This is a genomic window from Novosphingobium malaysiense, from assembly GCF_000802225.1.
GTDB lineage: Bacteria > Pseudomonadota > Alphaproteobacteria > Sphingomonadales > Sphingomonadaceae > Novosphingobium > Novosphingobium malaysiense.
Genome location: NZ_JTDI01000003.1, coordinates 233,966 through 257,616 on the forward strand (window position 1 = coordinate 233,966; position 23,651 = coordinate 257,616).

A 23,651-nucleotide genomic window follows, 5' to 3' on the forward strand; every position below is an offset into this window, starting at 1 on the left:
CCAGCATAGCGTCAAGGTTTCGGGACAGGCTTTCCACTGCGCCCGGAGCGCCCGTGCGCCCGGGCCGTATTTCCGCCAACTGGCAATGATCATTCCCGTCGAGGCCAGCGCGGCAAGGGCGAAGAGACAAGCGGCGAATGCAGTCATGACGGATCCTTTCGAGCCAGCGCCCACGGCTTGTCGGCAAGTCGGTGGACAGCTTGTGGAAAACACGAATTCGTTCTATCAATGTTCCAGTTAGCCTTTGTTCGCTTTTTGTTCTATCGCTGTCAAGCGCAAATTAAAACGATCGATCCGCATCCGTCCGGGCTTGGCGCGATAGGAGCCGTTTTTGGCTGGTGGCGAAATTCATGCGGCAGGCAGGCAGGCTGCACGAAGCGAGATGGTCTCATGGCAAAAATTACCGGGCTGGGCGGCGTCTTCTATCGGGTGAAGGATCCGGAAGCGACGCGTGCCTGGTATCGCGACGTCCTGGGCATCGACGGAGAGTACGGGCCAATACTGCCGTGGGCGCAGGAGAAGGGGGAATCGCCTTATTCGCTGATCAGCCATTTCGCCGATGAAAGCTATATCCGGCCTGGAACCGGCGGGTTCATGATCAACTTGCGGGTCGACGATCTGGACGCCTTCGTGCGTTCCTTACGACAAAAAGGTGTCGATGTTCTGAATTCGGTAGACAGGGGGTATGGCAAATTCGCCTGGCTGCTCGATCCCGATGGCATCAAGATCGAGCTTTGGCAGCAGTGTGCAGCGCCTCCGGGTTAGTTGACGCGCTCACGAGATGCCGATCAAGCACTAAACTCAAGCGGCGTTGCGGTGCGCACGTGGATAGTGATGCAGCCGATGCGTTATGGGTTTCGGCCGCAAGCGCCGGCGCAGGCGACGCGGTAGCGGTGGAACAGGATTCCCCGAAGTCGGTCTGCGGCGTGAATGTGCGAAATCGACGAAGATATGGTGTTCGGGCCGCGTATTGGCGAAGTCCGCTCTGAGGTGCGCGATGGCCGGTAGGGCATGCTTGATGCTGCTGTAGATGACGAAAAGCGCGACACAGGCAGCTACGGCAAATAGCAGAGGTGGAATGACACTCATCCTGTGTCTCCTTCGGCTAGTAATGTCGCCGGCGAACGCGGACTGGTTTCATTCCGATAATCAAGAAACGTTCCAGGCAATGTTCGTTAGTTAAAATTCATGCCGGCTTGATTGATTTAATCGGCTGCGGGCACAGGGTTCCCCGAAAACCTCTGCAATCTGCCGGATTTGACGGAAAAAGCGACGAGACGGCTGCGCTGAGCGGTAAAAGGGGGCTGGATTTATTGCGGCATTGGGTCTAAGGGCGGCCCCGCCGAGAAGAGCGGTCCGAATTCGCGGAGCGCTCGATGCGGCAAATCCACATGGAAAGCGCACATACCGGTGCCGCAGCGGGCTGATCCGCACGGTTCCTGCTTTCCAGAGGCATAACCGGAAAGGAAATCATTATGGCGGCTCCTGTCGTCACCATGCAGCAGCTTATCGAAGCCGGGGCCCACTTCGGCCACCAGACCCACCGCTGGAATCCGCGGATGAAGCCGTACATCTTCGGCGCCCGCAACGGCATCCACATCATCGACCTGTCGCAGACCGTGCCGCTCATGGCGCGCGCGCTCGACTTCATCTCGGCCACTGTCCAGGCCGGCGGCAAGGTGCTGTTCGTCGGCACCAAGCGCCAGGCGCAGGAGCCGATCGCCCAGGCTGCCAAGGCTTGCGGCCAGCACTTCGTCAATCACCGCTGGCTGGGCGGCATGCTCACCAACTGGAAGACGATTTCGCAGTCGATCAAGCGCTTCAAGGCTCTCGAAGAGCAGCTTTCGGGCGACACTGCCGGTCTCACCAAGAAGGAAGTGCTCCAGCTTACCCGTGAACGCGACAAGCTCGAGCTTTCACTCGGCGGTATCCGCGACATGGGCGGCATTCCCGACGTGATGTTCGTGATCGACGCCAACAAGGAAGACCTGGCGATCAAGGAAGCCAACGTGCTCGGCATCCCGGTCGTCGCCGTGCTTGACACCAACGTGAACCCGCAGGGCATCGCCTTCCCGATCCCGGGCAACGACGACGCCAGCCGCGCCGTGCGCCTCTACTGCGAGGCGGTCGCGCAGGCTGCGACCAAGGGCGGCCGCGAAGCGATGGCCGACAGCGGCGCAGACCTGGGCGCCATGGACGAGCCGACCGAGGAAGCGGTCGAGGCCTGATCGGCCCGGCAACGACGTTTCGTCATGGAATTGTCGCGCGCCGGGTCCACAGGGCCTGGCGCGCACCCATATTGATGGCCGCAAATGGCCTCACCAACCAAGAGGATTTGAGCGATGGCTTACACCGCCGCTGACGTGAAGAACCTGCGCGAGCGCACCGGCGCCGGCATGATGGACTGCAAGAAGGCTCTCGATGAGTCGAACGGCGACCTCGAGGCTGCCGTCGACGCGCTGCGCGCCAAGGGCCTGGCCGCTGCCGCCAAGAAGTCGAGCCGCACCGCGGCCGAAGGTCTGGTCGGCGTGGCCGTCTCGGGCACCAGGGGCGTTGCAGTCGAGGTGAACTCGGAGACCGACTTCGTTGCCAAGAACGAGCAGTTCCAGGACTTCGTGCGCAAGACTACCGAAGTCGCGCTGGGCGTGTCCGGCGACGACGTCGAGGCGCTCAAGGCTGCGGCCTATCCCGGCGGCGGCACCGTGGCCGAAGCACTCACCAACAACGTCGCCACCATCGGCGAGAACCAGCAGGTTCGCCGCCTGAAGACGGTCGAGGTCTCCAATGGCGTGGTCGTGCCGTACATGCACAATGCCGCCGCACCGAACCTCGGCAAGATCGGCGTCCTCGTCGCGCTGGAATCGGAAGCTCCCGCCGACGTTCTGGAATCGCTTGGCAAGCAGATCGCGATGCACATCGCCGCTGCTTTCCCGCTGGCTCTGACGGCCGACGATCTCGATCCCGAGCTGATCGAGCGTGAGCGCAAGATCGCACAGGAAAAAGCTGCCGAATCCGGCAAGCCCGAAAACGTGCAGCAGAAGATGGTCGATGGCGCGATTGCCAAGTACGCCAAGGAAAACGCTCTGCTCAGCCAGGTCTTCGTGATCGACAACAAGACCCCGATCCAGCAGGTCGTGGACGCTGCAGGCAAGGAAGCCGGCGCCAAGATCGTTCTCAAGGACTATGTGCGCTTCCAGCTCGGCGAGGGTATCGAGAAGGAAGAGTCGGACTTTGCAGCGGAAGTGGCGGCTGCCGTCGCGGGCTGATCTTTCAGCCGTTTCCCTTGCGAAACGAAAAAAGGACGGGCCGGAAAGCGACGAGCTTTCCGGCCTGTTTCGATTCGGCGTTCGCGAGCTCGGGCTGTCACTTGCGCTAGGAGTCCTTCAATTGACACAGGCTCGAAGGAGCGTAGCCTTGATGATGGCTAAGGACCGCTCGCGACAAGAGCGGCCGAGAGGAGAAGGCAAGCATGAGAGTTGATCTCGAATCCCAGCCGGGCAACCCTATTCCCGATCTGTCCACCCGCTACGCACCAGAAATCATCGAGGCCGGGGCCGGATTTTCAATGGCGCCCTATCGCCATTCGAAACTTCCCTTGCGCCTGTTCGAAGCGTGCCGCGTTGCGACGGCAGTCATTAACGGATGCACGGTGTGCATGAACTGGCGTGCGCAAAGGGACCTTCGCCTGCTCGGTGTCGAAGAAGGCGTCATCAATCAGGAGGACGCGCCGGACGAGGCGATGTACCAGGCTGTCCTGTCTGACGATCTCTCCGTGCTCAGCGAGCGCGAACGCCTCGCTGTCCGCTATTCCCAGCGCATGGGCACCGATCCGCGCGGCCTCGCAGCGGACGAGGCCTTCTGGGCCGACCTCAAGGCCGTGCTGAGCGACGAGGAGATCGTCGATCTCACGTACAGCACTGCCGCCTGGATGGCGCTTGGCCGCGTGACCCACATTCTGGGCATCGATGCGGCCTGTACAATCGGAGGGCCGCTCGAAAGCGAAGCGGCCTGACGGCAAGCTGGCCGGAAATTGTCGCGATACCCGATCCGGAGACGGGTTGGCCTTGCGTAGACCGGTTAAGGGCTATGCGACCGCTCGTGGCCTGGAAAAGGCGAGGGTTGTCGAGTGAGCGCAATCGACTTGCTGACTTCCACAAGCTCTCCCCTTGGCAACTTGCGCGCGTCCTCCTAAAGCCGCACCACCATTCCCCCCAGGAGACCGTGCGGCATGTCATCCTCCCCCTACAAACGCGTCCTTCTCAAGCTGTCGGGCGAAGTGCTTATGGGGAGCCAGCAGTTCGGTATCGATCCTGAATTCGTCGCCGAACTGGCCAAGGAAGTGAAGGCGGCCAAGGAGACAGGCCTCGAGATCTGCCTTGTCATTGGCGGCGGAAACATCTTCCGCGGCATGGCGGGGGCAGCCAAGGGCATGGACCGCGCGCAAGCCGACTACATGGGCATGCTGGCCACGGTGATGAACGCGCTGGCCATGCAGAACGCCCTCGAGCAGGTCGGCGTGCAGACGCGCGTGCAGTCCGCTGTGCAGATGGATCAGGTCTGCGAACCGGTGATCCGCCGCCGCGCCGAACGTCACCTCGAGAAGGGGCGCGTCGTGATCTTTGCTGCGGGGGTCGGCGCCCCGTATTTCACTACGGATTCCGGCGCAGCCTTGCGCGCTGCCGAAATGAAGTGCGATGCCCTGCTCAAGGGGACCAGCGTCGATGGTGTCTATGACAGCGATCCGAAAACCAATCGGGACGCCAGACGTTATGAATCAGTCGATTACGACACTGTTCTGGCTGATAACCTGAAGGTCATGGATGCCTCGGCCGTGGCACTGTGTCGTGACAACAATATTCCGATCGTCGTGTTTTCGATCCGCGAACAGGGCAACCTCGCCCGGGTACTGGGCGGTGAGGGAACTATGACGATTGTCCAGAAAGGAGCCTGAACCATGCCCAAGTACGACAAGGACGATCTCGAACGCCGCATGAAAGGCGCGGTTGAGTCGTTCAAAGGCGATCTTGCGGGCCTGCGCACCGGGCGTGCGTCGACGCAGTTGCTCGATCCCGTGCAGGTCGAAGTCTATGGCGCGATGATGCCGCTGAACCAGGTCGCCACCGTCTCGGTTCCCGAGCCTCGTCTGATCTCGGTGCAGGTGTGGGACAAGTCGAACATCGGACCGGTGGAAAAGGCTATCCGCTCGGCGGGTCTCGGCCTCAATCCGATCAACGACGGCAATACGCTGCGCCTGCCGATTCCCGACCTGACCGAGGAACGCCGCAAGGAACTGGCCAAGCTGGCCGGGCAATATGCAGAGAAGGCGCGGGTCTCGATCCGCAATGTGCGTCGCGATGGCATGGAAGCGCTCAAGGCGGACGAGAACAAGAAGGAAATTTCCGAGGACGAAAAGAAGCGCAGCGAAGGCGACGTCCAGAAGCTGACCGACGAGCAGATCAAGGCGGTCGACGATGAACTGGCGCGCAAGGAAAAGGAAATCCTCAACAAGTGAGGGTTATGCACGTCCTTGCAATGAGTGAGATGTAATGAGCAGTGACGCGCCTCGCGCACGCCACGTCGCCATCATCATGGATGGCAATGGACGCTGGGCCAAGAAGCGTCGTCTGCCGCGTGCGCTAGGGCATCAGCGCGGCGTGGAGGCGGTTCGCAAGGTCGTGCGCGGCGCGCGAGAGTTGGGGCTCGAAGCGCTGACGCTCTACGCCTTCTCGACCGAGAACTGGCGCCGGCCGGAGGAAGAAGTCACCGACCTCATGAGCCTGATGAAGCGTTTCATCATCTCCGACCTCGACGAGTTCGCCGAGGCAGGTGTGCGGCTCAAGATCATCGGCGACTACACGGCCTTCAAGCCCGATGTCGTCGAACTCGTCGACAAGGCCGTGAATCGTACATCGGGCAATTCGGGGACAACGCTCGCCGTCGCGCTCAATTACGGATCCCAGGACGAGATTGCGCGTGCTGCTACCAAGGCGGCGGCCAAGGGGCCGATCACGCCTGAAACGATTTCCGCCGAACTCGATACGGCCGACATGCCGCCGCTCGACCTGCTCATCCGAACGTCAGGTGAAGTGCGGCTTTCCAACTTCCTGCTCTGGCAGGCAGCCTACGCGGAAATGTACTTCACCGACGTGCTCTGGCCGGACTACACGGCCGAGCATCTTAAGGAGGCACTGGATGCCTTCGCATCGCGTGAGAGGCGCTATGGCGGACGTTGAACAAGCCCAGTCTGCGGCCCCGGTGAGGGTGCCATGACTGAAGGGAAGTCCGATCTCGGCGTTCGCGTGGTTTCGGCCGCGGTCATGGTGGCGGTTGCCGGTGCTGCCTTGCTGCTCGGGGGCGCCGTATGGATCGCTTTCGTGTGCGCCGTCGCGGTTGCCGTCCTGTGGGAATGGGTCAAGCTGGCAAGAGCTGGCACGCAAAGCCCGGCCGAACGGGGTATCTGGAATTTCGCGGGAATGCTTTACGTAGGTATGGGGGCGGCAATGCTGCTCTTTCTTCGCCATCCCTCGTTCACCCTGGCTCCCCTGCTGACGGTGCTCGCCAGTGTCGTTGCAGTCGATGTTGGGGCCTACTTCACCGGGCGGACATTTGGCGGCCCCAAGATTGCGCCCGCCATCAGTCCTTCGAAAACCTGGTCGGGGCTCGCAGGGGGCGCCATGGGAGCGACACTCGCGCTCTTTGCTGCAGCAATGCTCTGGCAGAAGGGCGCCATCTGGTTGACCAAGGCCGGCTTCGTCGCCGATGGGCCGTCGTGCTTCGGCATGCAGCCCTGCTGGTATCTGGAGGCCGGGACGATACCGCTTTTTGCCACGTGCCTGATGACGGGAATCCTGCTCGCTATTTGTGCCCAGGCCGGTGACTTCTTCGAAAGCTGGATGAAGCGTCGCGCGGGCGTGAAGGATTCGGGCAATCTGATACCCGGACACGGCGGTGTCTTCGATCGGGTCGACGGGCTGCTTGCAGTCCTTTTCGTTCTTGCCCTCATGCTGCTGTTTCAACCGCGATGACGGGCCTGCGTAGCCTTTCCGTTCTGGGCGCGACGGGCTCGGTCGGTGCATCCACGCTGGATCTCGTTCGCCGTGAACCGGAAGCCTGGCGGCTGGTGGCACTGACGGCGCATTCCAATGCCACCGAACTTGCCCGTCTGGCCCTGGAGTTTTCCGCTGAGATTGCCGTCGTCGCGGATGAGGCCCGACTTCCGGAATTGCGCGAGGCCCTGGCCGGTACGGGAATTGCGACTGCCGGCGGCCCTGCCGCCCTGGTGGAAGCGGCGGCGCGCGGAGCCGACGTGACGGTTGCCGCCATTGTCGGATGCGCCGGTCTCGCCCCGACCATGGCGGCGATAGAGCAGGGTGGCGTCATCGCGCTCGCCAACAAGGAAGCTCTCGTTTCGGCCGGGGAGGTCATGACGGCCGCCGTTGCCAGGCATGGCGCAACGTTGCTGCCTGTCGATTCGGAGCACAACGCGATCTTCCAGTGCCTGCAGGGCAACAATACGGCCCATGTGCGCTGGATCACGCTGACAGCGAGCGGCGGGCCTTTTCGCGACTGGTCCTGGGAGCAGCTCAGCGCCGCGACCCCGGCGCAGGCGATCAAGCATCCCAACTGGGACATGGGGGCCAAGATCAGCGTCGATTCGGCCACCATGTTCAACAAGGGGCTGGAACTGATCGAGGCGCATCACCTGTTTCCGGTCGGCCTCGACCGTTTGCGCATCATCGTTCACCCGCAATCCATCGTCCATTCGATGGTCGAGTATCGCGACGGCTCGACGCTGGCGCAGCTTGGGCCTTCGGACATGCGCGTCCCGATCGCTTCGGCACTCGCCTATCCCGAGCGAATGGACACGCCGTGCGCGCCGCTCGACCTGGCCGCCATCGGCGAATTGACTTTCCGCACGCCGGACGAGGATCGCTTCCCGGCCACGCGGCTGGCGCGGGAAGCGGCGCAGGCCGGCGGTGCCATTCCTGCCGTGCTCAACGCCGCGAACGAAGTGGCCGTTGCGGCATTTCTCGCCGGTCAGATTTCGTTCACCCGGATTGCGGCACAAGTGGAAGACGTGCTCAATGCCTATATGCCCGTTGCACCCGCATGCCTGTCCGACGTCCTTGCCGTCGACGGCGAGGCGCGTGAGCGGGCGCGGCAACTGATGGAGGCTGCCTGACTTGACCGGATCGCCCAACCTGCTGACGACGATATTCGCATTCCTTCTGGTGTTGGGGCCGCTGGTCCTGATCCACGAGCTGGGGCACTATCTTGTCGGCCGCCTGTTCGGTGTGAAGGCCGATGCCTTTTCGGTGGGCTTCGGCAAGGAAATCGCCGGTTGGACCGACAAGCGCGGCACGCGCTGGAAGCTTTCGGCACTTCCGCTGGGCGGTTATGTCCAGTTTGCCGGCGACATGAATCCCACCAGCGCGCCTTCGGCGGCGGATGACGGCCTTACGCCCGAGCAGAGGGCGCATACCTTTCACGTAAAGCCCTTGTGGCAGCGCACATTGATCGTATTCGCCGGGCCTGCGACGAACTTTCTGCTTTGCGTGGCCATTCTCGCGGCGTTCGCCTTCTTTAACGGACGGGTCGTGGCCAATCCCACAGTCGCGGACTTCTCCGAGAATTCGCCGGCGCAGGCTGCTGGCATGGAGATCGGCGACCGCATCGTCGCCGTCGATGGCGACGCCATCGACAGTGCGACGGAAATTCCCAAGCATGTCGCCTATTACGCCGGCAAGACGCTTCCCGTGACTGTCGAGCGCGATGGCCGCAAGCTGGTTTTGCCGGTCACGATCGCCAGTGAGCAGGTCAGCGACGAATTCGGCAACACGGGCACGATCGGTGTTATCGGCGTTGAATTTGCCACTCCCGTGATCGGCGGTTTTTTCGGAGATTCGCCGGCTGAGCAGGCCGGAATGCTGCCGGGCGATCGGATCGTTGCCATAGATGGCGCGGACGTTCGCAGCTTTGGCGACATTCCCGAATTGATTCAGCCGTTCCCGGGCAAGCGCGTGACGATCACGGCGCTTCGCGAAGGTGAGGCCCGCGTTTTCCCCGTCACCATCGGTTCGGTGGAGGCAACCGGACCCGACGGGCGTCAGGAGAAGATCGGTCAACTCGGCATCCGTGCGGGCTATGGCGATGTCGTACCGGTCGGCCCCGCCGAAGCCGTTCAGCTGGGGGTTTCGCGCAGCTTCACGATCATGGGAACGATGGTTACCGGCATCCGCCAGATTTTCACGGGCGACCGCTCGGTGAGAGAGCTGGGCGGTCCGATCAAGATCGCTAAGTATTCGGGTGAGCAGTTCAGTTTGGGCTGGGAGTCTTTCGTCGGTTTCGTGGCCCTGATCTCGATTAACTTGGCATTCATCAACCTCCTGCCAATCCCTGGCCTCGACGGCGGGCACCTGGCTTTCTACGCGGCCGAAATGGTCCGTCGCAAGCCGCTGGATGTGCGCAGTCAGGAGTGGGCGATCCGCACTGGCGTGGCTTTGGTTCTCGCGCTCATGCTGTTCGTAACGGTCAACGATCTGGTGTCTCTGCCGATTTTCGGGGGATAGCCTGGAGGTTTTATCCAACGATCACAATCTCGCCGGGTTTGGCTGCTTGATCGCAGCCTTTCCATCGGGCAGATGGCTGCGATTGCCTTCCGGGCGAACGTTTGGCTTGCCCGGCCGGTTTGGTTCATCGCGAAAGCGAAAACGGGAAATTGCGTAGAATGATGGGATGGGAAATGGTTCGCAGCACGGATGCCCGGTGTGCGTCGCAGCTTGCGGCAGTGCTTCTTGGGACCACGATCCTGGCGGGAATTCCCGAAGTCGCTTTTGCCCAGGAGGCGGGGCAGAACCCTGAGTCCGCTCCCGCCGGCGAAGCCGGACAGACTCTTGCGCCGGCCCCTCAGCAGACGATCAAGTCGATTCAGGTCACGGGCTCCGAGCGGCTCGAGCCGCAGACGGTGATTTCCTATATCAACCTGCGTATCGGCCAGCCCTATTCGAAGGCGGCCGCCGACCAGGCGCTCAAGGATTTGTATTCCACCGAGCTGTTCAAGGACGTCCAGATCACCAACAACGACGGAAACGTCGTTATTGCCGTGCAGGAAAACCCGGTGGTGAACCGCATCATCCTGGAGGGCAACAAGCGGATCAAGGACGACAAGATCCTGCCCGAGATCAAGGTTGCGCCGCGTCAGATCTTCACGCGGTCCAAGATCCGTGCCGACGTGGCCCGTATCATCGAGCTGTACAAGCGCCAGGGGCGCTATGCGGCGACGGTCGAGCCCAAGATGGTCATGCTCGACCAGAACCGCGTCGACATCGTCTTCGAGATCACGGAAGGGCCCAAGTCCAAGGTCCGCCAGATCAACATCATCGGCAACGAGCATTTCTCAGACGGCAAGCTGCGCGGCGAGATGGTCACCAAGGAAGCGCGCTTCTTCCGCATCTTCAGCTCGAGCACCAGCTACGATCCCGATCGCATGGCCTTCGACCAGCAGAAACTGCGTCAGTTCTACCTGACGCAAGGTTATGCCGATTTCCGGGTCGTTTCCGCCGTTGCCGAACTGACGCCCGACAAGAAGGATTTCATCATCACGTACGTGGTGGAAGAGGGCAAGCGGTACAAGTTCGGCGACGTGAAGGTGGAAAGCCAGCTTCGCGATTTCGATGGCGAGAAGCTCGCCAAGAACCTGCCGATGCACGAGGGCGACTGGTACAATGCCAAGCTCGTCGAGGATACGATCGACAGCCTGAACGAGACAGCCGGCGCTTTCGGTTACGCCTTTGCAGACGTGCGTCCGGAGTATGATCGCAACAAGGACGACCTCACCATGGGGATCACGTTCGTGATCCAGGAGGCTCCGCGCGTCTACGTCGAACGGATCGATATCAACGGCAACACGCTCACGCAGGACAAGGTGGTCCGCCGCGAGTTCCGCCTTGCCGAGGGCGATGCCTTCAACTCGCTGCAGGTCAAGCGGTCGACCAACCGCATCAAGTCGCTCGGTTACTTCCAGGAGAAGTTCGAAATCGAGCAGAAGCCGGGCAGCGGCGAAGACCGCATTATCCTGGAAGCCAATGTCGAGGAAAAGCCGACCGGCGAACTCCAGCTTTCGGCTGGCTTCTCAAGCCTCGAAAGCTTCATTTTCCAGGCATCGGTGCGGCAGCGCAACTTCCGCGGCCGCGGCCAGACTGTCGGTCTGTCGGGCAGCTATTCGCGCTATTCCAAGAGCGTGCAGGCTAGCTTCGTCGAACCCTACGTATTCGACAAGAACGTTTCGCTCGGCGTCGACATCTACCGCCGCGATTACAACAGCTTCAACTATTACAACTCCAACCGCAACACGACCTACAAGCAGGCGACGACGGGCTTCCAGGTTCGTGCCGGTGTGCCTTTGACCGAGTACATCACGGCGATCGGCCGCTACACGCTGAATTACGATGACGTGTCGCTGAGTCAGAACCAGTTCTATTCGATCGACGAAGACGGAAACTACACCTGCGATCCGCTGCGCGCGGGCCGGTATCTGTGCGACGCTCTCGGCAAGCGTTTGAGCTCCATTTTGGGCCTGTCGCTCGTCTATGACACGCTCGACAACCGTGTGCGCCCCTCCCGCGGCGAAACCGCCTCCATCAACGTCGACGTGGCCGGTCTGGGCGGTGATGTGAAGTATGCCCGCCTGCGCGCCAATGCTGCGAAGTACTGGCCCCTGGGCGGCGGTTTCATCTTCTCGCTTTCCGGCGAAGGCGGCGCGATCAAAGGGTGGGGTGGCGACAACGTTCGTCTGACCGACCGTTTCTATCTTGGTGAACCGCAGATCCGCGGTTTCGGCATTCGCGGTGTCGGTCCGCGTGTGATCCGCCAGTACCTGAGCCAGGATGAAAACGGCGATTACACCGTTGAAAACAACAAGTCCGACGATGCTTTGGGCGGCAAATATTACTACATGGGCCGCGCCGAGCTTGAGATTCCATTGGGCTCGGGCGCTCGTGAAATGGGTTTGCGCCCCTCCATATTCGTGGATACCGGTGCTGTCTGGAGCATCAAGCAGCCCGATCTTACCGATTGCGCCACCGGGTGCTTCATCGGTACCCGCGATAGCGACGGCAACCAGTTGTATTATCCGGCCAATGCTGACGGAACATACGACACGACAACTACGACCGTCGATGCCCAGACCAATGGCCTCGACAATCAGGCCGTTGGATCCACTCAGTACTTCACCGAGCGTTTCGTCGGCGATACCTGGAAGCCGCGTGTCGCGGTTGGCTTCGGCGTGAATTGGAACTCGCCATTCGGCCCCTTCCGTATCGATATTTCCAAGGTCCTGCTCAAGCAGGACGGCGACGATACCAAGACCTTCACATTCAACGTGGGAACGCAATTCTAATGAAAAAAATGATCAAAACCGTCGCGCTGGGCTCGGCCATGGCGCTCGCTACCGTTGCAGCGCAGCCGGCCCTGGCCGCGAAGTCCGCTCCGGCCGCACCGTCCGATGGCGGAACCATCATTCCGGGGCTGGCCGTTGCCAACCTGGATGCCGTGGTGGCCAATTCCAATGCCTACAAGACGGCCGAACAGCAGCGCGAAACGACCTACAAGGCGCAGTACGACCAGGCCAAGGCGCGCAATGACCAGCTCACTGCTCAGATCAAGCCGATGGTCGACAAGTTCAATGCCGACCGCCAGGCCGCCAATCCCAATCAGGCATCGCTGCAGCAGCAGGCCGCTGCAATCCAGCAGCTTCAGGAAAAGGGCAAGGCCGAGCTCCAGCAGATTCTGCAGCCGGTCGCCATGTCGCAGGCCTATGTTCAGGAGCAGATCGAGGACAAGCTCAACGACGCCCTCAAGGCTGCGATGAAGAAGCGCAATGTCTCGATGGTCCTGTCTCCCGATTCGGTCATTGCTTTCAACGGTGCCGCCTATAATCTCAATCAGGACATCCTGAACGAGCTGAATACGGCCATTCCGTCCGCGCAGCTGGTCCCGCCGTCGGGCTGGGAACCGCGCCAGGTTCGCGAAGCGCGGGCCCAGCAGGCTGCCGCCGAGGGTGCGCAGCAGAGCACCAGCACGCAGCCGACCGGCCGCTGATAGGGCGCGAGTACCGGGCATGAGCGACAACACCGAACTGGAATACGACACCGCGAAGATCCTGGCGGCGCTTCCGCACCGCTATCCGATGCTGCTGGTCGACCGGGTGGCTTCTCTCAGCGAAGAGGAGATCCACGCGGTCAAGGCCGTCAGCTTCAACGAGGACTTCTTCCAGGGCCATTTTCCGGGTCGGCCGATCATGCCCGGCGTTCTCCAGATCGAGGCGCTGGCACAGGCTGCGGGTATCCTCGCGATCGAGAGCCTCGGACTCGCCGGGACCGGCAAGCTGGTCTATTTCATGGCGATCGAAGAGGCCAAGTTCCGCAACCCGGTCACGCCCGGTCACTTGCTCGATCTCCGGGCCGGCTTCGTCCAGAAGCGCTCGCGAGTGTGCAAGTTCTGGGGCAAGGCTTCGATCGGCGACAAGGTGACCTGCGAGGTCAATTTCACCGCGATGATCGCGGATAGCTGATCTCCGCGGACCGGCTCCCGGTGCGAAAGTCCGCAGACCCTTGCATTTCCGCCCGCCCGGCGCTATGCGCGCCGCTTTCCAAGGCAGGCCGGTTGGAACCGGCCATATGCAGAGAGACACGACAATGAAGGCCGACACGCATCCCGATTATCACATGATCACGGTCCAGATGACCGACGGCAGTACCTTCCAGACCCGCTCGACCTGGGGCAGCGAAGGTGACACGCTGGTTCTGGAAGTTGATCCGACCTCGCACCCGGCCTGGACGGGCGGTACCCAGCGCGTCAACGAAGGTGGCCGCGTGGCGCAGTTCAACAAGCGTTTCGGTGGACTCTCGCTCAAGAAGAAGTGAGCGCCCGGGTCATCGCCCAACAAGAAAAAGGCGGTCCGAAGGGACCGCCTTTTTTCGTTCAGGCTTCCAGGCCGAAGTTCATCAGTTCGTACCATTCGGTGCGGTCCGGGGGAACGGCACGCAGGAATTCCATTCCCGCGGCTCTGCCCCGAACCCAGCGAACGATTGCCGGCAGCATCGAATCCTCGCCCATGCCCACGGACACGAACGCTCCCTGACGCAGATCATCGCTGTCAGTCTGAACGCAGCACCCGTGTAGCGATACGTCGGCGAGTAGCACTGCGTGCCGGCCGCCCCGTGACGTCTCAAGCGTGGCTTCGAAACGGGTGACATGGCGCTCTTCGCGGCGGCGGTCGTCCAGAGCGTCCTGATTGCTGGCGTAGAGTCTTCCGATAGGTGCGTTCACGGCTTTCCCCGTCTCTGGCGTGCGTGGAGTGACGCGTATTGTCGACCAATAGAGGTTAATCGACGCCCACGAGACAGCCTTGCCGATACGGTAACCATGTTTTTCGCCATCGGATTTGCCTTTCCGCTGCACAGGATTAGGTTCTGAAGCCATCGAACCGAGAGCCGAAGGGGGCTGGGCCAACGCACGCCCTACCTGCGGAAATCGACCGACCGCGACGTCAAGCATCGCATGGGCCGCCGAGGCTCCGAAAAGGAGAAGCGTAATGATCCGAACAGTTCCTATCGCCGCCGCTTGTGCTTTGGCCCTGACCGCATCGGCCGGGCTTGCGGAAGATCATGCGGCGCCTGCGGCAGGCAAGACGGTTCACGCCAACGTGATCGGACAGGACGGCCAATCGCTGGGCATGATTACCTTGCAGCAGTTGCCCACGGGTGTGCTGGTGTCCACCGACATCAAGGGCCTGCCGGAAGGCGAACACGGTTTTCATTTCCACGAAAAGGGCATCTGCAACCCCGCTGAAGGCTTCAAGACTTCCGGCGGCCATTTCGCCGGCGGAGACCACAAGCACGGCCTGATGGTCGAAGGCGGGCCGCACGCAGGCGACATGCCGAACCAGTACGTCGGGCCGGACGGCGTCCTCAAGGAACAGGTCTTCAACACCGGGGTCACCCTGACACCGGGTCCGAAGTCACTGCTCGACGCGGATGGTTCGGCGTTGGTGATTCACGAAGGCGCAGACGACTACATGAGCCAGCCTTCGGGCGCGGCAGGTAGCCGGATAGCTTGCGCCGTGATCAGCCCCGGCGAATAGGCACGCGGCTGGCCACGGGACGCATGATCTGCCTCAACCCCAGGGGCGTTCACGATACCATTGGGTGATGACGTACTTGCGTCCCGCGCGCACTTTCATGGCGTGATGCAGTGTCGCGGCGTTCAGCGATCCGTCCGGCTTGCGGTTGTTCCATGCGATCAGCTTGCCGCGTTCGGGTTGAATCGTCTTGTCGATGGCACGAAAGCGCGTGGCGCCGCCCGCGTTCACGTTGTTGAGGTAGACCATGAATGTCCAGGTGCGCTGTCCTGACACGGAGCAATAGGTTTCATAATCCGCGCTTTGCGGTTCGAAATAGTCGGTATGGGCCTTGAACTGCTGACCTACCTCATAGCGCTGCCCCTGAAGCGGTTCGGCGTGGGCTGGGTCGATGCCCGAGAACCGCGACAGCTTTTCAGCGAGCGCGGCCACCGCCGGATGCTGGGGAGACAGGTCGCAGGTCGAACTGGTGCGGAAGGCATCGTCGCCGTTGCTGTCGGCCAAGGTGGAGGGGCGGTGCTGGGATTCTATGATGGTCACGAGATCGTCGCATTCTTCGGCACCGAGAAAGTCGCGCATGATGAACAGGTCCAGACGTGATGAAGGGAAGCGCAAAACGCCTGCTTGGGAAAGCAGTCGTGCCGCCGATGATTCGCCTGGACCTGTCATGCCGCCATCCATAGCGACGGTCCGCGAGCGAGAAAATTGCGCGAGTTCGGCCTCGATCCGATTTTTTGCTTTGCAAGAGCGGCCGCCATGTGCAAATGCGCCCTCCCGCGCATCGGTTGTTGCACCCAACGGCCCTTGCAAGACAGGACGCGCCTCCAAGGAAGGCGCGCATGGTGTGGCGATCGTAGCTCAGTTGGTTAGAGCGCCGGTTTGTGGTACCGGAGGTCGTGGGTTCGAACCCCATCGATCGCCCCATTTTCTTCCCATCACGGCATCCGGCCCCAATTCGCGGGTGAGAAGCGGCAGACATTGCCGTTCAGACCCTTGCTCCTTTCGTATCTGACTTTAGAAGCGCGCCTGTCATGCACGGCTTTGCCAATCCTGCCCGATTTCTGCGCATCGCACGATGGCTCATGCCGCTCTGCATGGGGACGGGCATCGTCGTGGCATTAGCCGCGCTGGGCTGGGGGCTGTTCGCGGCGCCTGCGGAGCGACTGCAGGGGGAAACCGTGCGAATCGTCTACCTGCATGTGCCGGCCGCCTGGCTCGGCATGGCGGGGTGGATGGGCATAGCCGTTGCCAGCTTTACCGAACTGGTATGGCGCCATCCGCTCGCGGGAATCGCTGCGCGGGCCTGCGCTGTTCCCGGTGCCGTTTTTACGGCCGTTTGCCTGATCACCGGCTCGCTCTGGGGCCGCCCCGCCTGGGGAACCTGGTGGGTCTGGGACGGCAGGCTTACCAGCATGCTGGTGCTGTTGTTCCTCTACTTCGGGTGGATGGCCCTTTCGCAGGCGAGTGAGGCTTCGGACGGCGGCCAGAGCCGCGCGCCGGCCATCTTCGGCCTCGTGGGGGCGGTGAACATCCCCATCATCCACTATTCGGTGACATGGTGGAACAGCTTGCACCAGCCGCCCAGTATCACCATGGGCAAGTCCGCCATGTCCGCCGCATTCCTGTGGCCGCTGCTCTTCGCCATGCTAGGTTTTACGCTGATTTTCGCGGGGGTCGTATTGGCGCGCATGCGGGCCATTCTTGCCAATCAGCAGGCCGAGGCCCGGCTTCGCCGCAAGGCCCTGGCAGAGGGAGACCTGTAATGCGCGAGGCATTGGATCCCTGGACGTTCGTCGTGGCTTCCTATGCGATAGGGGTCGGCGCGACAGCCGCGATGGTTACGTGGTCGCTGATGGCCATGAAACGCGCTGAAAAGCGCCGTGACGAGGCGAGGAAACGCTGAGCATGGCTATCAAGGCAAAGCACCAGCGTCTGGTTCTGCTCGCGATTGCACTCGTCGTGCTAATCGGTGCCGCACTCCTTGCCGCCTGGGCCCTGCGCAATCAGGCGAGCTACTTCTATGTGCCCAGCGAAATCGTTGCCGATCCGCCGTCGCCCGACCGCGCAGTGCGCCTTGGTGGAATGGTCGAAAAGGGCTCGCTCAGGACAGAGCCGGACGGCGTGACAATCGCCTTCGCGGTCGAGGACGGCAATGCGCGCGTCCCGGTGGTCTTCAAAGGTATCGTTCCGTCGCTCTTCGTGGAAGGCTCGGGCGTTGTTGCCGAAGGAAAGATGGCGACAAACGGCACTTTCGTGGCCGACAATCTCCTGGCCAAGCATGACGAGAACTACGTGCCGCGCGAAATGCAGAACATGACGGACGCGCAGGCCAGGAAAGTGGTGGCGGAAACCAAATGATCGCCGAACTTGGCCTTGCCGCCCTGTGGCTGGCTGCTGCCCTGGCGGCGCTACAGCTCGTTTCGGGAGTACTTGGGCTGACCGAGCGCGGCTCTGTGCTGGGCGGTGTCGTGCGCCCCGTGGCCGTAGTGCAGGGGGTGCTGGCGCTTGTTGCTTTCTGCTGTCTGATCTATGTCTTCGCGGTCACCGATCTTTCCGTGAAGTTGGTGGCGCTCAATTCGCATTCGATGAAGCCGCTGGTCTTCAAGATTGCCGGCGCGTGGGGCAATCACGAAGGCTCCATGCTGCTGTGGGTCACGGTGATGGGCATGGCCGGTGCATTCGTGGCGCTGGTCGAAAGGCGGCTGCCTGAACCGACCATGCTGGCGACGTTGGCGGGGCAGGCCTTCGTATCGCTCGGTTTCTATGCCTTCCTGCTCATTTCTTCCAACCCGTTCGAGCGCCTCTCGCCGGTGCCGGCTGAGGGCAACGGTCTCAACCCGCTGCTCCAGGATCTGGGCCTCGCGTTCCACCCGCCCACGCTATACCTCGGGTATGTCGGCCTCTCGATCGCTTTCAGCTTTGCCATCGGCGCCTTGGTCACGCGCGAGGTCGGCCCCGCCTTCGCGCGAGCCATGCGGCCCTGGGTCCTGGGCGCTTGGATTTTCCTGACCATCGGCATCACTGCCGGGTCCTACTGGGCGTATTACGAACTCGGCTGGGGCGGCTGGTGGTTCTGGGACCCGGTCGAGAATGCCTCGCTGATGCCCTGGCTCGCTGCAACGGCACTGCTCCATTCCGCCAGCGTGCTGGCGTCGCGCAACGCCTTGCGGGCCTGGACGGTCATGCTGGGCGTAGTGGCGTTCTCGATGTCGATGATCGGTACGTTTCTGGTTCGCTCCGGGATCCTTACCAGCGTCCATGCCTTTGCAGTCGATCCAGAGCGCGGCACGTTCATTCTCGGTCTGCTGGCGATCAACATCGGCGGCGCGCTGACGCTGTTCGCACTGCGGGCGTCGACGGTGACAGAAGGCGAACGCTTTGCGCTCGTCAGCCGCGAGGGTGCACTCGTGTTCAACAACGTGATGCTCTCGGCCATCCTGGGCATCGTGCTGTTCGGCACGCTCTATCCGCTTCTTGCGGAGGCCATGGGCGCCAAGGTTTCGGTGGGGCCGCCTTATTTCAATCCCATGAGCGCGCTTTTCGCCATTCCGATGCTGATCGTGCTGGCGGTCGGGCCGCTGTTGCGCTGGCGACGCGACAAACTCGCGCGCGTCGGCAAGGCCCTGATTATCCCGGTGATGCTGGTGGTGGCAGCCGGAATTGCACTCGTCGCGATCGGCGGTGTCCCCTTGCTGCCGTTCCTTGGCCTTGCTCTTGCGGTCGGCCTGGCCTGGGCCAGTGTCCTTCCGCTGCGTGACCGCAACCTGCGGCGCACGCCGCTGCCGGTATGGGGCATGGTATTCGCCCACTTCGGCATTGCCGTGGCTCTGTTCGGCATGAGTTGCGAGAGCGCTTTCAATGTCGAAAAGCTGGTGGCGGTCAGGGTCGGCGATGTCACCGAAGTGGGGCCGTGGGGCGTGAAGCTCGACACGATCGAGCCGGTCGCGGGGCCCAACTGGACGGCACTCGAGGCCCGGCTGCTGGTGCGCTACGGCCCGGACGGCAAGGTGACGCGCATGTTGCCCCAATCGCGCAGCTTCTGGGCTCCGCCGCAGCAGACCAGCGAATCCGCCTTGCTGACGCGATGGAATGGGCAGTTGTATGCCGTTCTCGGAGGAGAAGCCGAAGATGGGCGCTGGCAGTTGCGCTTGTGGTGGAAGCCTTTCGTGCCGCTTATCTGGATCGGCGGATTGTTGATCGCCTTTGGCGGCCTGCTGGCGCTGATTGGCCGCGTGGCCAGCGACGTGCGCCGTCTCATAGCGAAGGACAAGATCGCCTATCGTCATGAGCGCAAAGCCCAGCTAGGACTGAGGCCATGAGCGATCTGCCCGCCCACAAGCCTCGGCGCTGGGTGATCTGGCTGCCGCTGGCCTTGTTCCTCGGCTTCATTGCACTCGTGTTGATCGGCCTCTTGCGCCCTGCCGACAGGAATGTCGCCAGCGCCCTGGTCGGAAAGCCGATGCCGGCGTTCGATCTGCCACCGGCCCTGCCGGGGCGTCCGGGACTGAACAGCAAGGTGCTCACCAACGGTACGCCGCATCTCGTCAACATCTTCGCAAGCTGGTGCGTGCCGTGCCGGGTGGAGGCTCCGCAGCTGGCCGCGCTAGCCGAGGCCGGTGTCCCCATCGAGGGAATTTCGGTGCGCGACAGCACCGAAAACCTGCAGGCCTTCCTTGACGAAAACGGCGATCCCTACCAGCGGATCGGCGCGGACGACGACGGCAAGGTCCAGCTCTCACTCGGGTCGTCCGGCGTACCGGAAACCTACGTGATCGATGGCAAGGGCAAGATCGTCTATCAGCACATCGGCGAGATCAGGCCTGAGCATCTTGGCCTGTTGCTCGACAGGCTGAAGGAAGCGTCGCGGTGACGCGCTCGTTGCTCTCCCTGCTTCTGGCTATCGGACTGGGGACGGCATTGCCTGCGCTCGCGCAGGAAGAACAGTCGACCGCTCCTTACGCCTATCGTCAGCTCGACAATCCTGCGGAGGAGGAAAGGGCGCAGGCGCTGATGGAAAGCTTGCGCTGCCTCCAGTGCCAGGGACAGTCCATCGCCGATTCCGACGCGCCGATTGCCGGGTCCATGCGCTCGCTCGTGCGCGAACGCATCGCGGCGGGCGAGGATCCGGAAGCGATCCGGTCATGGCTCATTGAACGCTATGGTGACTACGTGAGCTATGCGCCCAGGATCACCAGCCTGACCTGGCCGCTTTTCGCCGTCCCCCTGGTGCTGGTGCTGCTGGCCTTTGCCCTGCTGCGGCGCAGGTTCGGCGCAAAACAGGATGGCGGAGCGGACGCATGACCTGGGTTTTCGTCATTGTCCTCGCCGTGATCGCTTTCGGGCTGATCGCTTTCGTCTTCAAGGCACCACGTGGCACGCTCGAGGCGGTCGCTGCAGCGCTGCTGCTCGGCATTGCGGGCTATGTCACCCAGGGCTCGCCGGCCATGCCCGGCGCACCGAAAGCCGCTGCCGAGCCGGTGTCTGGCGATTCCGGATCGCTCGTAGAGGCGCGCCTGAAAGTTACCAACAAGGGCATCCCGCCGAACAATCAGTGGGTGGTCATCGCCGATGGTCTGGCGCGGAACGGCCGCTATGCCGATGCCGCACAGGTTCTGCGCGGGGCGACCGAGAAGGACCCGAACAATTCCGAAGCCTGGTTGGCCATGGCCAACGCGCTGGTGGCCCATTCGGAAGGGGTGCTCACGCCGGCGGCGATCTATGCCTATCGTCGGGCAGCCAATTCCGATCCCAACAGCCCCGGGCCGCCGTTTTTCTTCGGTCTGGCGCTTCTGCAGAACGGCAAGGTGGGTGAGGCCCGGTCGCTCTGGGCGGATCTCCTGGAGCGTGCACCCAAGGACGCAGCCTGGCGAGCGCCGCTGGCGCAGCAACTGCAGAGGCTGGACGCGGTGCTGTCGAATCAGGTGGGCGCTACCCCCGATTCGCCTGCGTCCCAACCTTGAACCGGCGCTTAAAACACAAATTTAGCAACATTGCTTGGTCCTGCGCATGCTGCTAACGGCCACAACCTTGCCGCAGATGCGAAATGGGCCTGCGAATCCATGACGGGGCGCTCGAATGAGTGATGCAACATCGGATACGGCTGACGGCCCGACGTTTATCGATCCGGCCACGGCCTCGGCGACACAGGCCTATGGCGGGCATGGCGGGCATGGCTCGGGAAATGTCGCCAAGCTTGCCTTCGGTGCTGTCGGCGTCGTTTTCGGCGACATCGGTACCAGCCCGATCTACGCATTCCGCGAAACGTTTGTCGGTCCCCACCCGCTGGCAATCGACCAGTTGCACATTCTCGGCGTCGTCAGCCTGATTTTCTGGTCGATGACGATGGTCGTCTCGATCCAGTATGTCGGTGTGTTGATGCGCGCGGACAACAAGGGGCAGGGCGGCAGCCTCGCCCTTGTCGCGCTGATTTCCGGCGCCATCAAGAAGCAGCGATTTAACGGGGTTGTAGTCCTGCTCGGTGTCTTCGCGACATCGCTTTTCTACGGCGATTCCATGATTACGCCGGCGGTTTCTGTGCTGTCCGCCGTGGAGGGCCTGACAGTGGTCCAGTCGAATCTGGCGCCGTTCGTCCTACCGATCGCGCTGATCCTGCTGATCGGTCTCTTCGTCCTGCAGAAAAGCGGAACGGCCAAGGTCGGTGCCCTCTTTGCGCCGGTGATGGTCATATACTTCGGCACCCTTGCCGTGCTCGGCATCTATCATCTGGTACAGATGCCGGGCGTGCTCGTGGCGCTGAACCCCTGGTACGCGGTGCAGTTCTTCCTGACCGACAAGATGCTCGGCTTCCTGGCCCTCGGTTCGGTCGTGCTGGCGGTTACGGGCGCCGAGGCGCTCTATTCCGACATGGGGCATTTCGGCCGCGGACCGATGCGGCTTTCCTGGTTCGGTTTCGTGATGCCGTGCCTACTGATCAACTACTTCGGCCAGGCCGCCATGATCCTGGGTCTCGACGATGCCGCCGCGGCGGAGGCCATGGAGAACCCGTTCTTCAACCTCGCGCCCGATTACCTGCGCCTTCCTCTGGTGATCCTTGCGACGTGCGCGACATTCATCGCCAGCCAGGCCGTCATCTCGGGTGCGTTCTCGATCACGCACCAGGCGATGCAGCTCGGCTTCATCCCGCGGCTCTCGACCCGTCACACCAGCGAACACGAAGTCGGGCAGATATACATCCCCTTCGTGAACTGGGCGCTGATGACGGGCGTGATCACGCTGGTCTTCGTGTTCCAGAACTCATCGAACCTGGCGTCGGCCTACGGTATCGCGGTGACCGGCGCGATGCTGATTGATACTTGTTTGATGGCTGTCCTGCTGATCGTGCTGTGGCGCTGGAAGCTGTGGCTGGCGATCCCGGTCATCCTGATGTTCTTCTTCGTCGATGGCGCCTACTTCGCTGCCAACGCCACCAAGATCGCCGACGGCGGCTGGTTCCCGCTGATGATCGGCGGCGTCGCCTTCACCCTGCTGACGACCTGGAACAAGGGCCGCAAGCTCATGCGTGACCGCATGACCGAGGCGGCCCTGCCTCTGAACGTCTTCGCCAAGAGCGCCCATGGCAGCGCCGCGCGCGTTCCGGGTACCGCGATCTTCATGGCGTCCAGCAACGTCGGTGTTCCATCCGCGCTGCTCCACAACATCAAGCACAACAAGGTACTGCACGAGCGGGTCGTGGTGCTGACAGTAGAGATCCGCGATGTGCCCTATGTCGAGCCATCGGAGCATTACGAGGTGATCGATCTGGGGCAGGGCTTCTATCGCATGACGCTGCGCTATGGCTTCATGGAAGAGACCGACGTGCCGCATGCGCTGGCCCATGCCCCGATGTGCGGGGCGCCGTTCGAGATGATGAAGACCAGCTTCTTCCTCTCGCGCCAGACGCTGCTGGCCTCCGAGAAGCCGGGCATGGCGATCTGGCGCGAAAAGCTGTTCGCGTGGATGATGCGCAATGCGGCCAGCGCTATGGAATTCTTCCGCCTGCCGACCAACCGCGTGGTGGAACTGGGCAGCCAGCTGGAGATCTAGTCTCCGGCGGCCTCCATGACCGCCAGCGGGTTGAGGTATTCGGTGTGTTCCACGATCACGCCGTCCCGGATGCGCACGAAGATCACGTAGCTGTTCCGATAGGGCTTGCCGTTGGCCATCGTGGTTTGAGCATTGGCCGTGACCACGAGCAATTCGGGATCCTCGGTGCGCAGGATCACCTTGTCCGAGAAGACAAGCGGCTCGCGGCCTTGTGCTGAAGCCTGCAAGGCGGCCTGGGCGGCTTCTCGGCCTGCAAACGCATTCGGCAGACCCGGTGGCATAAATGGCAAGCGCAAGACGAAGTCTTCCGCTACGCCTCCCGAATAGCCCTCGAAATCGCCTTGCGGCATGTGCGCAAGCCAGTCTTCCATCTGCGCGACGACGTCGTTCATCGCTGCTGCCTCCCGTAGCGTCCCTTCAAATGGGGCCGTGCCGTGAACCATCGTGTCACTTGGGCATTGCTAAGGAC

26 protein-coding genes and 1 tRNA gene are annotated in these 23,651 nt (G+C 62.2%); 24 read left to right on the forward strand and 3 right to left on the reverse strand.

The annotated features are described in order from the left end of the window. The first annotated feature begins 228 nt into the window (after positions 1-228). The 14 genes from LK12_RS09045 to rpmE all read left to right on the forward strand — a co-directional run bounded on the left by LK12_RS09045 (position 229) and on the right by rpmE (position 13,922). Positions 229-765: a VOC family protein gene (locus tag LK12_RS09045; RefSeq protein WP_331454134.1), complete on the forward strand. Its 537-nt coding sequence runs from the start codon at positions 229-231 to the stop codon at positions 763-765. A gap of 710 nt (positions 766-1,475) precedes the next feature. Beyond that, positions 1,476-2,228 carry a 30S ribosomal protein S2 gene (rpsB, locus tag LK12_RS09050; RefSeq protein WP_039282417.1) on the forward strand — a complete coding sequence of 251 codons (753 nt, stop codon included), beginning with the start codon at positions 1,476-1,478 and terminating at the stop codon, positions 2,226-2,228. A 114-nt stretch (positions 2,229-2,342) separates the two neighbouring features. After that, positions 2,343-3,266 (forward strand): translation elongation factor Ts, encoded by a 924-nt coding sequence (gene tsf / locus LK12_RS09055; protein WP_039282419.1) that lies wholly within the window; start codon positions 2,343-2,345, stop codon positions 3,264-3,266. A gap of 203 nt (positions 3,267-3,469) precedes the next feature. Beyond that, the gene (locus LK12_RS09060) at positions 3,470-4,012 is read left to right on the forward strand and encodes a carboxymuconolactone decarboxylase family protein (protein WP_039282422.1); all 543 of its coding nucleotides are present in this window, start codon (positions 3,470-3,472) and stop codon (positions 4,010-4,012) included. Between the two features lie 216 nt (positions 4,013-4,228). Continuing rightward, a complete protein-coding gene (gene pyrH, locus LK12_RS09065; protein ID WP_039282426.1) occupies positions 4,229-4,951 on the forward strand; it encodes a UMP kinase in 723 nt (240 codons plus the stop codon). Between the two features lie 3 nt (positions 4,952-4,954). After that, positions 4,955-5,512 (forward strand): ribosome recycling factor, encoded by a 558-nt coding sequence (frr, locus tag LK12_RS09070; RefSeq protein ID WP_039282429.1) that lies wholly within the window; start codon positions 4,955-4,957, stop codon positions 5,510-5,512. A 34-nt stretch (positions 5,513-5,546) separates the two neighbouring features. Then, entirely contained in the window at positions 5,547-6,233 is a 687-nt protein-coding gene (uppS, locus tag LK12_RS09075; RefSeq protein WP_039282432.1) for a polyprenyl diphosphate synthase, read from the forward strand. A 33-nt stretch (positions 6,234-6,266) separates the two neighbouring features. Further along, positions 6,267-7,025: a phosphatidate cytidylyltransferase gene (locus LK12_RS09080; protein WP_039282437.1), complete on the forward strand. Its 759-nt coding sequence runs from the start codon at positions 6,267-6,269 to the stop codon at positions 7,023-7,025. Then, a complete protein-coding gene (locus LK12_RS09085) occupies positions 7,022-8,182 on the forward strand; it encodes a 1-deoxy-D-xylulose-5-phosphate reductoisomerase (RefSeq protein ID WP_197063504.1) in 1,161 nt (386 codons plus the stop codon). Before LK12_RS09080 ends, LK12_RS09085 begins: the two co-directional genes overlap by 4 nt. Position 8,183: 1 nt before the next feature. After that, positions 8,184-9,569 (forward strand): RIP metalloprotease RseP, encoded by a 1,386-nt coding sequence (gene rseP / locus LK12_RS09090; RefSeq protein WP_039282442.1) that lies wholly within the window; start codon positions 8,184-8,186, stop codon positions 9,567-9,569. A 158-nt stretch (positions 9,570-9,727) separates the two neighbouring features. Next, on the forward strand, positions 9,728-12,397 hold the full coding sequence (gene bamA / locus LK12_RS09095; RefSeq protein WP_039282446.1) for an outer membrane protein assembly factor BamA: 2,670 nt from the start codon (positions 9,728-9,730) through the stop codon (positions 12,395-12,397). 8 nt (positions 12,398-12,405) lie between these two features. Beyond that, the gene (locus LK12_RS09100) at positions 12,406-13,098 is read left to right on the forward strand and encodes an OmpH family outer membrane protein (protein ID WP_231568302.1); all 693 of its coding nucleotides are present in this window, start codon (positions 12,406-12,408) and stop codon (positions 13,096-13,098) included. Between the two features lie 19 nt (positions 13,099-13,117). Next, on the forward strand, positions 13,118-13,570 hold the full coding sequence (fabZ, locus tag LK12_RS09105; protein ID WP_039282452.1) for a 3-hydroxyacyl-ACP dehydratase FabZ: 453 nt from the start codon (positions 13,118-13,120) through the stop codon (positions 13,568-13,570). 124 nt (positions 13,571-13,694) lie between these two features. Further along, positions 13,695-13,922 (forward strand): 50S ribosomal protein L31, encoded by a 228-nt coding sequence (gene rpmE, locus LK12_RS09110; protein WP_039282456.1) that lies wholly within the window; start codon positions 13,695-13,697, stop codon positions 13,920-13,922. Positions 13,923-13,980: 58 nt separating this feature from the next. Here the strand turns inward: rpmE and LK12_RS24915 are convergent, their stop codons facing one another. Further along, positions 13,981-14,328 carry a PilZ domain-containing protein gene (locus tag LK12_RS24915; protein ID WP_039282460.1) on the reverse strand — a complete coding sequence of 116 codons (348 nt, stop codon included), beginning with the start codon at positions 14,326-14,328 and terminating at the stop codon, positions 13,981-13,983. 265 nt (positions 14,329-14,593) lie between these two features. Between LK12_RS24915 and LK12_RS09120 the strand changes: the two genes are divergently transcribed. Beyond that, a complete protein-coding gene (locus tag LK12_RS09120) occupies positions 14,594-15,142 on the forward strand; it encodes a superoxide dismutase family protein (protein WP_039282465.1) in 549 nt (182 codons plus the stop codon). Positions 15,143-15,175: 33 nt separating this feature from the next. Here the strand turns inward: LK12_RS09120 and LK12_RS09125 are convergent, their stop codons facing one another. Next, positions 15,176-15,808, reverse strand: coding sequence for a prolyl hydroxylase family protein (locus LK12_RS09125; RefSeq protein WP_039285038.1), 633 nt, complete (start codon positions 15,806-15,808; stop codon positions 15,176-15,178). A 178-nt stretch (positions 15,809-15,986) separates the two neighbouring features. Between LK12_RS09125 and LK12_RS09130 the strand changes: the two genes are divergently transcribed. From LK12_RS09130 to LK12_RS09165, 9 genes are all read left to right on the forward strand, one after another. Beyond that, positions 15,987-16,063 (forward strand) — tRNA-His (locus LK12_RS09130). Between the two features lie 107 nt (positions 16,064-16,170). After that, positions 16,171-16,902: a heme ABC transporter permease CcmC gene (ccmC, locus tag LK12_RS09135; RefSeq protein WP_039282468.1), complete on the forward strand. Its 732-nt coding sequence runs from the start codon at positions 16,171-16,173 to the stop codon at positions 16,900-16,902. Next, positions 16,902-17,042 (forward strand): hypothetical protein, encoded by a 141-nt coding sequence (locus tag LK12_RS24920; RefSeq protein ID WP_197063505.1) that lies wholly within the window; start codon positions 16,902-16,904, stop codon positions 17,040-17,042. The genes ccmC and LK12_RS24920 overlap by 1 nt, the downstream gene beginning before the upstream one ends. A 2-nt stretch (positions 17,043-17,044) precedes the next feature. After that, positions 17,045-17,497 carry a cytochrome c maturation protein CcmE gene (gene ccmE, locus LK12_RS09140; RefSeq protein ID WP_039282470.1) on the forward strand — a complete coding sequence of 151 codons (453 nt, stop codon included), beginning with the start codon at positions 17,045-17,047 and terminating at the stop codon, positions 17,495-17,497. Next, positions 17,494-19,458 (forward strand): heme lyase CcmF/NrfE family subunit, encoded by a 1,965-nt coding sequence (locus LK12_RS09145; RefSeq protein WP_039282473.1) that lies wholly within the window; start codon positions 17,494-17,496, stop codon positions 19,456-19,458. The genes ccmE and LK12_RS09145 overlap by 4 nt, the downstream gene beginning before the upstream one ends. Continuing rightward, positions 19,455-20,009 (forward strand): DsbE family thiol:disulfide interchange protein, encoded by a 555-nt coding sequence (locus LK12_RS09150; protein WP_039282476.1) that lies wholly within the window; start codon positions 19,455-19,457, stop codon positions 20,007-20,009. The genes LK12_RS09145 and LK12_RS09150 overlap by 4 nt, the downstream gene beginning before the upstream one ends. Next, positions 20,006-20,440, forward strand: coding sequence for a cytochrome c-type biogenesis protein (locus tag LK12_RS09155; protein ID WP_039282481.1), 435 nt, complete (start codon positions 20,006-20,008; stop codon positions 20,438-20,440). The genes LK12_RS09150 and LK12_RS09155 overlap by 4 nt, the downstream gene beginning before the upstream one ends. Then, positions 20,437-21,099 carry a tetratricopeptide repeat protein gene (locus LK12_RS09160; protein ID WP_039282484.1) on the forward strand — a complete coding sequence of 221 codons (663 nt, stop codon included), beginning with the start codon at positions 20,437-20,439 and terminating at the stop codon, positions 21,097-21,099. Before LK12_RS09155 ends, LK12_RS09160 begins: the two co-directional genes overlap by 4 nt. Positions 21,100-21,214: 115 nt before the next feature. After that, on the forward strand, positions 21,215-23,182 hold the full coding sequence (locus LK12_RS09165; protein ID WP_039282487.1) for a potassium transporter Kup: 1,968 nt from the start codon (positions 21,215-21,217) through the stop codon (positions 23,180-23,182). Here LK12_RS09165 and LK12_RS09170 read toward each other — a convergent pair. Then, a complete protein-coding gene (locus tag LK12_RS09170) occupies positions 23,179-23,574 on the reverse strand; it encodes a nuclear transport factor 2 family protein (RefSeq protein WP_039282491.1) in 396 nt (131 codons plus the stop codon). The two genes, LK12_RS09165 and LK12_RS09170, sit on opposite strands and share 4 nt — an antisense overlap. Positions 23,575-23,651 lie beyond the last annotated feature (77 nt).

Bases quoted from the DNA above. Each gene is read 5' to 3' on its own strand.
- LK12_RS09045 (WP_331454134.1), top strand. From the start codon at position 229: ATGTTCCAGTTAGCCTTTGTTCGCTTTTTGTTCTATCGCTGTCAAGCG.
- rpsB (WP_039282417.1), top strand. From the start codon at position 1,476: ATGGCGGCTCCTGTCGTCACCATGCAGCAGCTTATCGAAGCCGGGGCC.
- tsf (WP_039282419.1), top strand. From the start codon at position 2,343: ATGGCTTACACCGCCGCTGACGTGAAGAACCTGCGCGAGCGCACCGGC.
- LK12_RS09060 (WP_039282422.1), top strand. From the start codon at position 3,470: ATGAGAGTTGATCTCGAATCCCAGCCGGGCAACCCTATTCCCGATCTG.
- pyrH (WP_039282426.1), top strand. From the start codon at position 4,229: ATGTCATCCTCCCCCTACAAACGCGTCCTTCTCAAGCTGTCGGGCGAA.
- frr (WP_039282429.1), top strand. From the start codon at position 4,955: ATGCCCAAGTACGACAAGGACGATCTCGAACGCCGCATGAAAGGCGCG.
- uppS (WP_039282432.1), top strand. From the start codon at position 5,547: ATGAGCAGTGACGCGCCTCGCGCACGCCACGTCGCCATCATCATGGAT.
- LK12_RS09080 (WP_039282437.1), top strand. From the start codon at position 6,267: ATGACTGAAGGGAAGTCCGATCTCGGCGTTCGCGTGGTTTCGGCCGCG.
- LK12_RS09085 (WP_197063504.1), top strand. From the start codon at position 7,022: ATGACGGGCCTGCGTAGCCTTTCCGTTCTGGGCGCGACGGGCTCGGTC.
- bamA (WP_039282446.1), top strand. From the start codon at position 9,728: ATGATGGGATGGGAAATGGTTCGCAGCACGGATGCCCGGTGTGCGTCG.
- LK12_RS09100 (WP_231568302.1), top strand. From the start codon at position 12,406: ATGATCAAAACCGTCGCGCTGGGCTCGGCCATGGCGCTCGCTACCGTT.
- fabZ (WP_039282452.1), top strand. From the start codon at position 13,118: ATGAGCGACAACACCGAACTGGAATACGACACCGCGAAGATCCTGGCG.
- rpmE (WP_039282456.1), top strand. From the start codon at position 13,695: ATGAAGGCCGACACGCATCCCGATTATCACATGATCACGGTCCAGATG.
- LK12_RS09120 (WP_039282465.1), top strand. From the start codon at position 14,594: ATGATCCGAACAGTTCCTATCGCCGCCGCTTGTGCTTTGGCCCTGACC.
- LK12_RS09125 (WP_039285038.1), bottom strand. From the start codon at position 15,808: ATGACAGGTCCAGGCGAATCATCGGCGGCACGACTGCTTTCCCAAGCA.
- ccmC (WP_039282468.1), top strand. From the start codon at position 16,171: ATGCACGGCTTTGCCAATCCTGCCCGATTTCTGCGCATCGCACGATGG.
- LK12_RS24920 (WP_197063505.1), top strand. From the start codon at position 16,902: ATGCGCGAGGCATTGGATCCCTGGACGTTCGTCGTGGCTTCCTATGCG.
- ccmE (WP_039282470.1), top strand. From the start codon at position 17,045: ATGGCTATCAAGGCAAAGCACCAGCGTCTGGTTCTGCTCGCGATTGCA.
- LK12_RS09145 (WP_039282473.1), top strand. From the start codon at position 17,494: ATGATCGCCGAACTTGGCCTTGCCGCCCTGTGGCTGGCTGCTGCCCTG.
- LK12_RS09150 (WP_039282476.1), top strand. From the start codon at position 19,455: ATGAGCGATCTGCCCGCCCACAAGCCTCGGCGCTGGGTGATCTGGCTG.
- LK12_RS09160 (WP_039282484.1), top strand. From the start codon at position 20,437: ATGACCTGGGTTTTCGTCATTGTCCTCGCCGTGATCGCTTTCGGGCTG.
- LK12_RS09165 (WP_039282487.1), top strand. From the start codon at position 21,215: ATGAGTGATGCAACATCGGATACGGCTGACGGCCCGACGTTTATCGAT.
- LK12_RS09170 (WP_039282491.1), bottom strand. From the start codon at position 23,574: ATGAACGACGTCGTCGCGCAGATGGAAGACTGGCTTGCGCACATGCCG.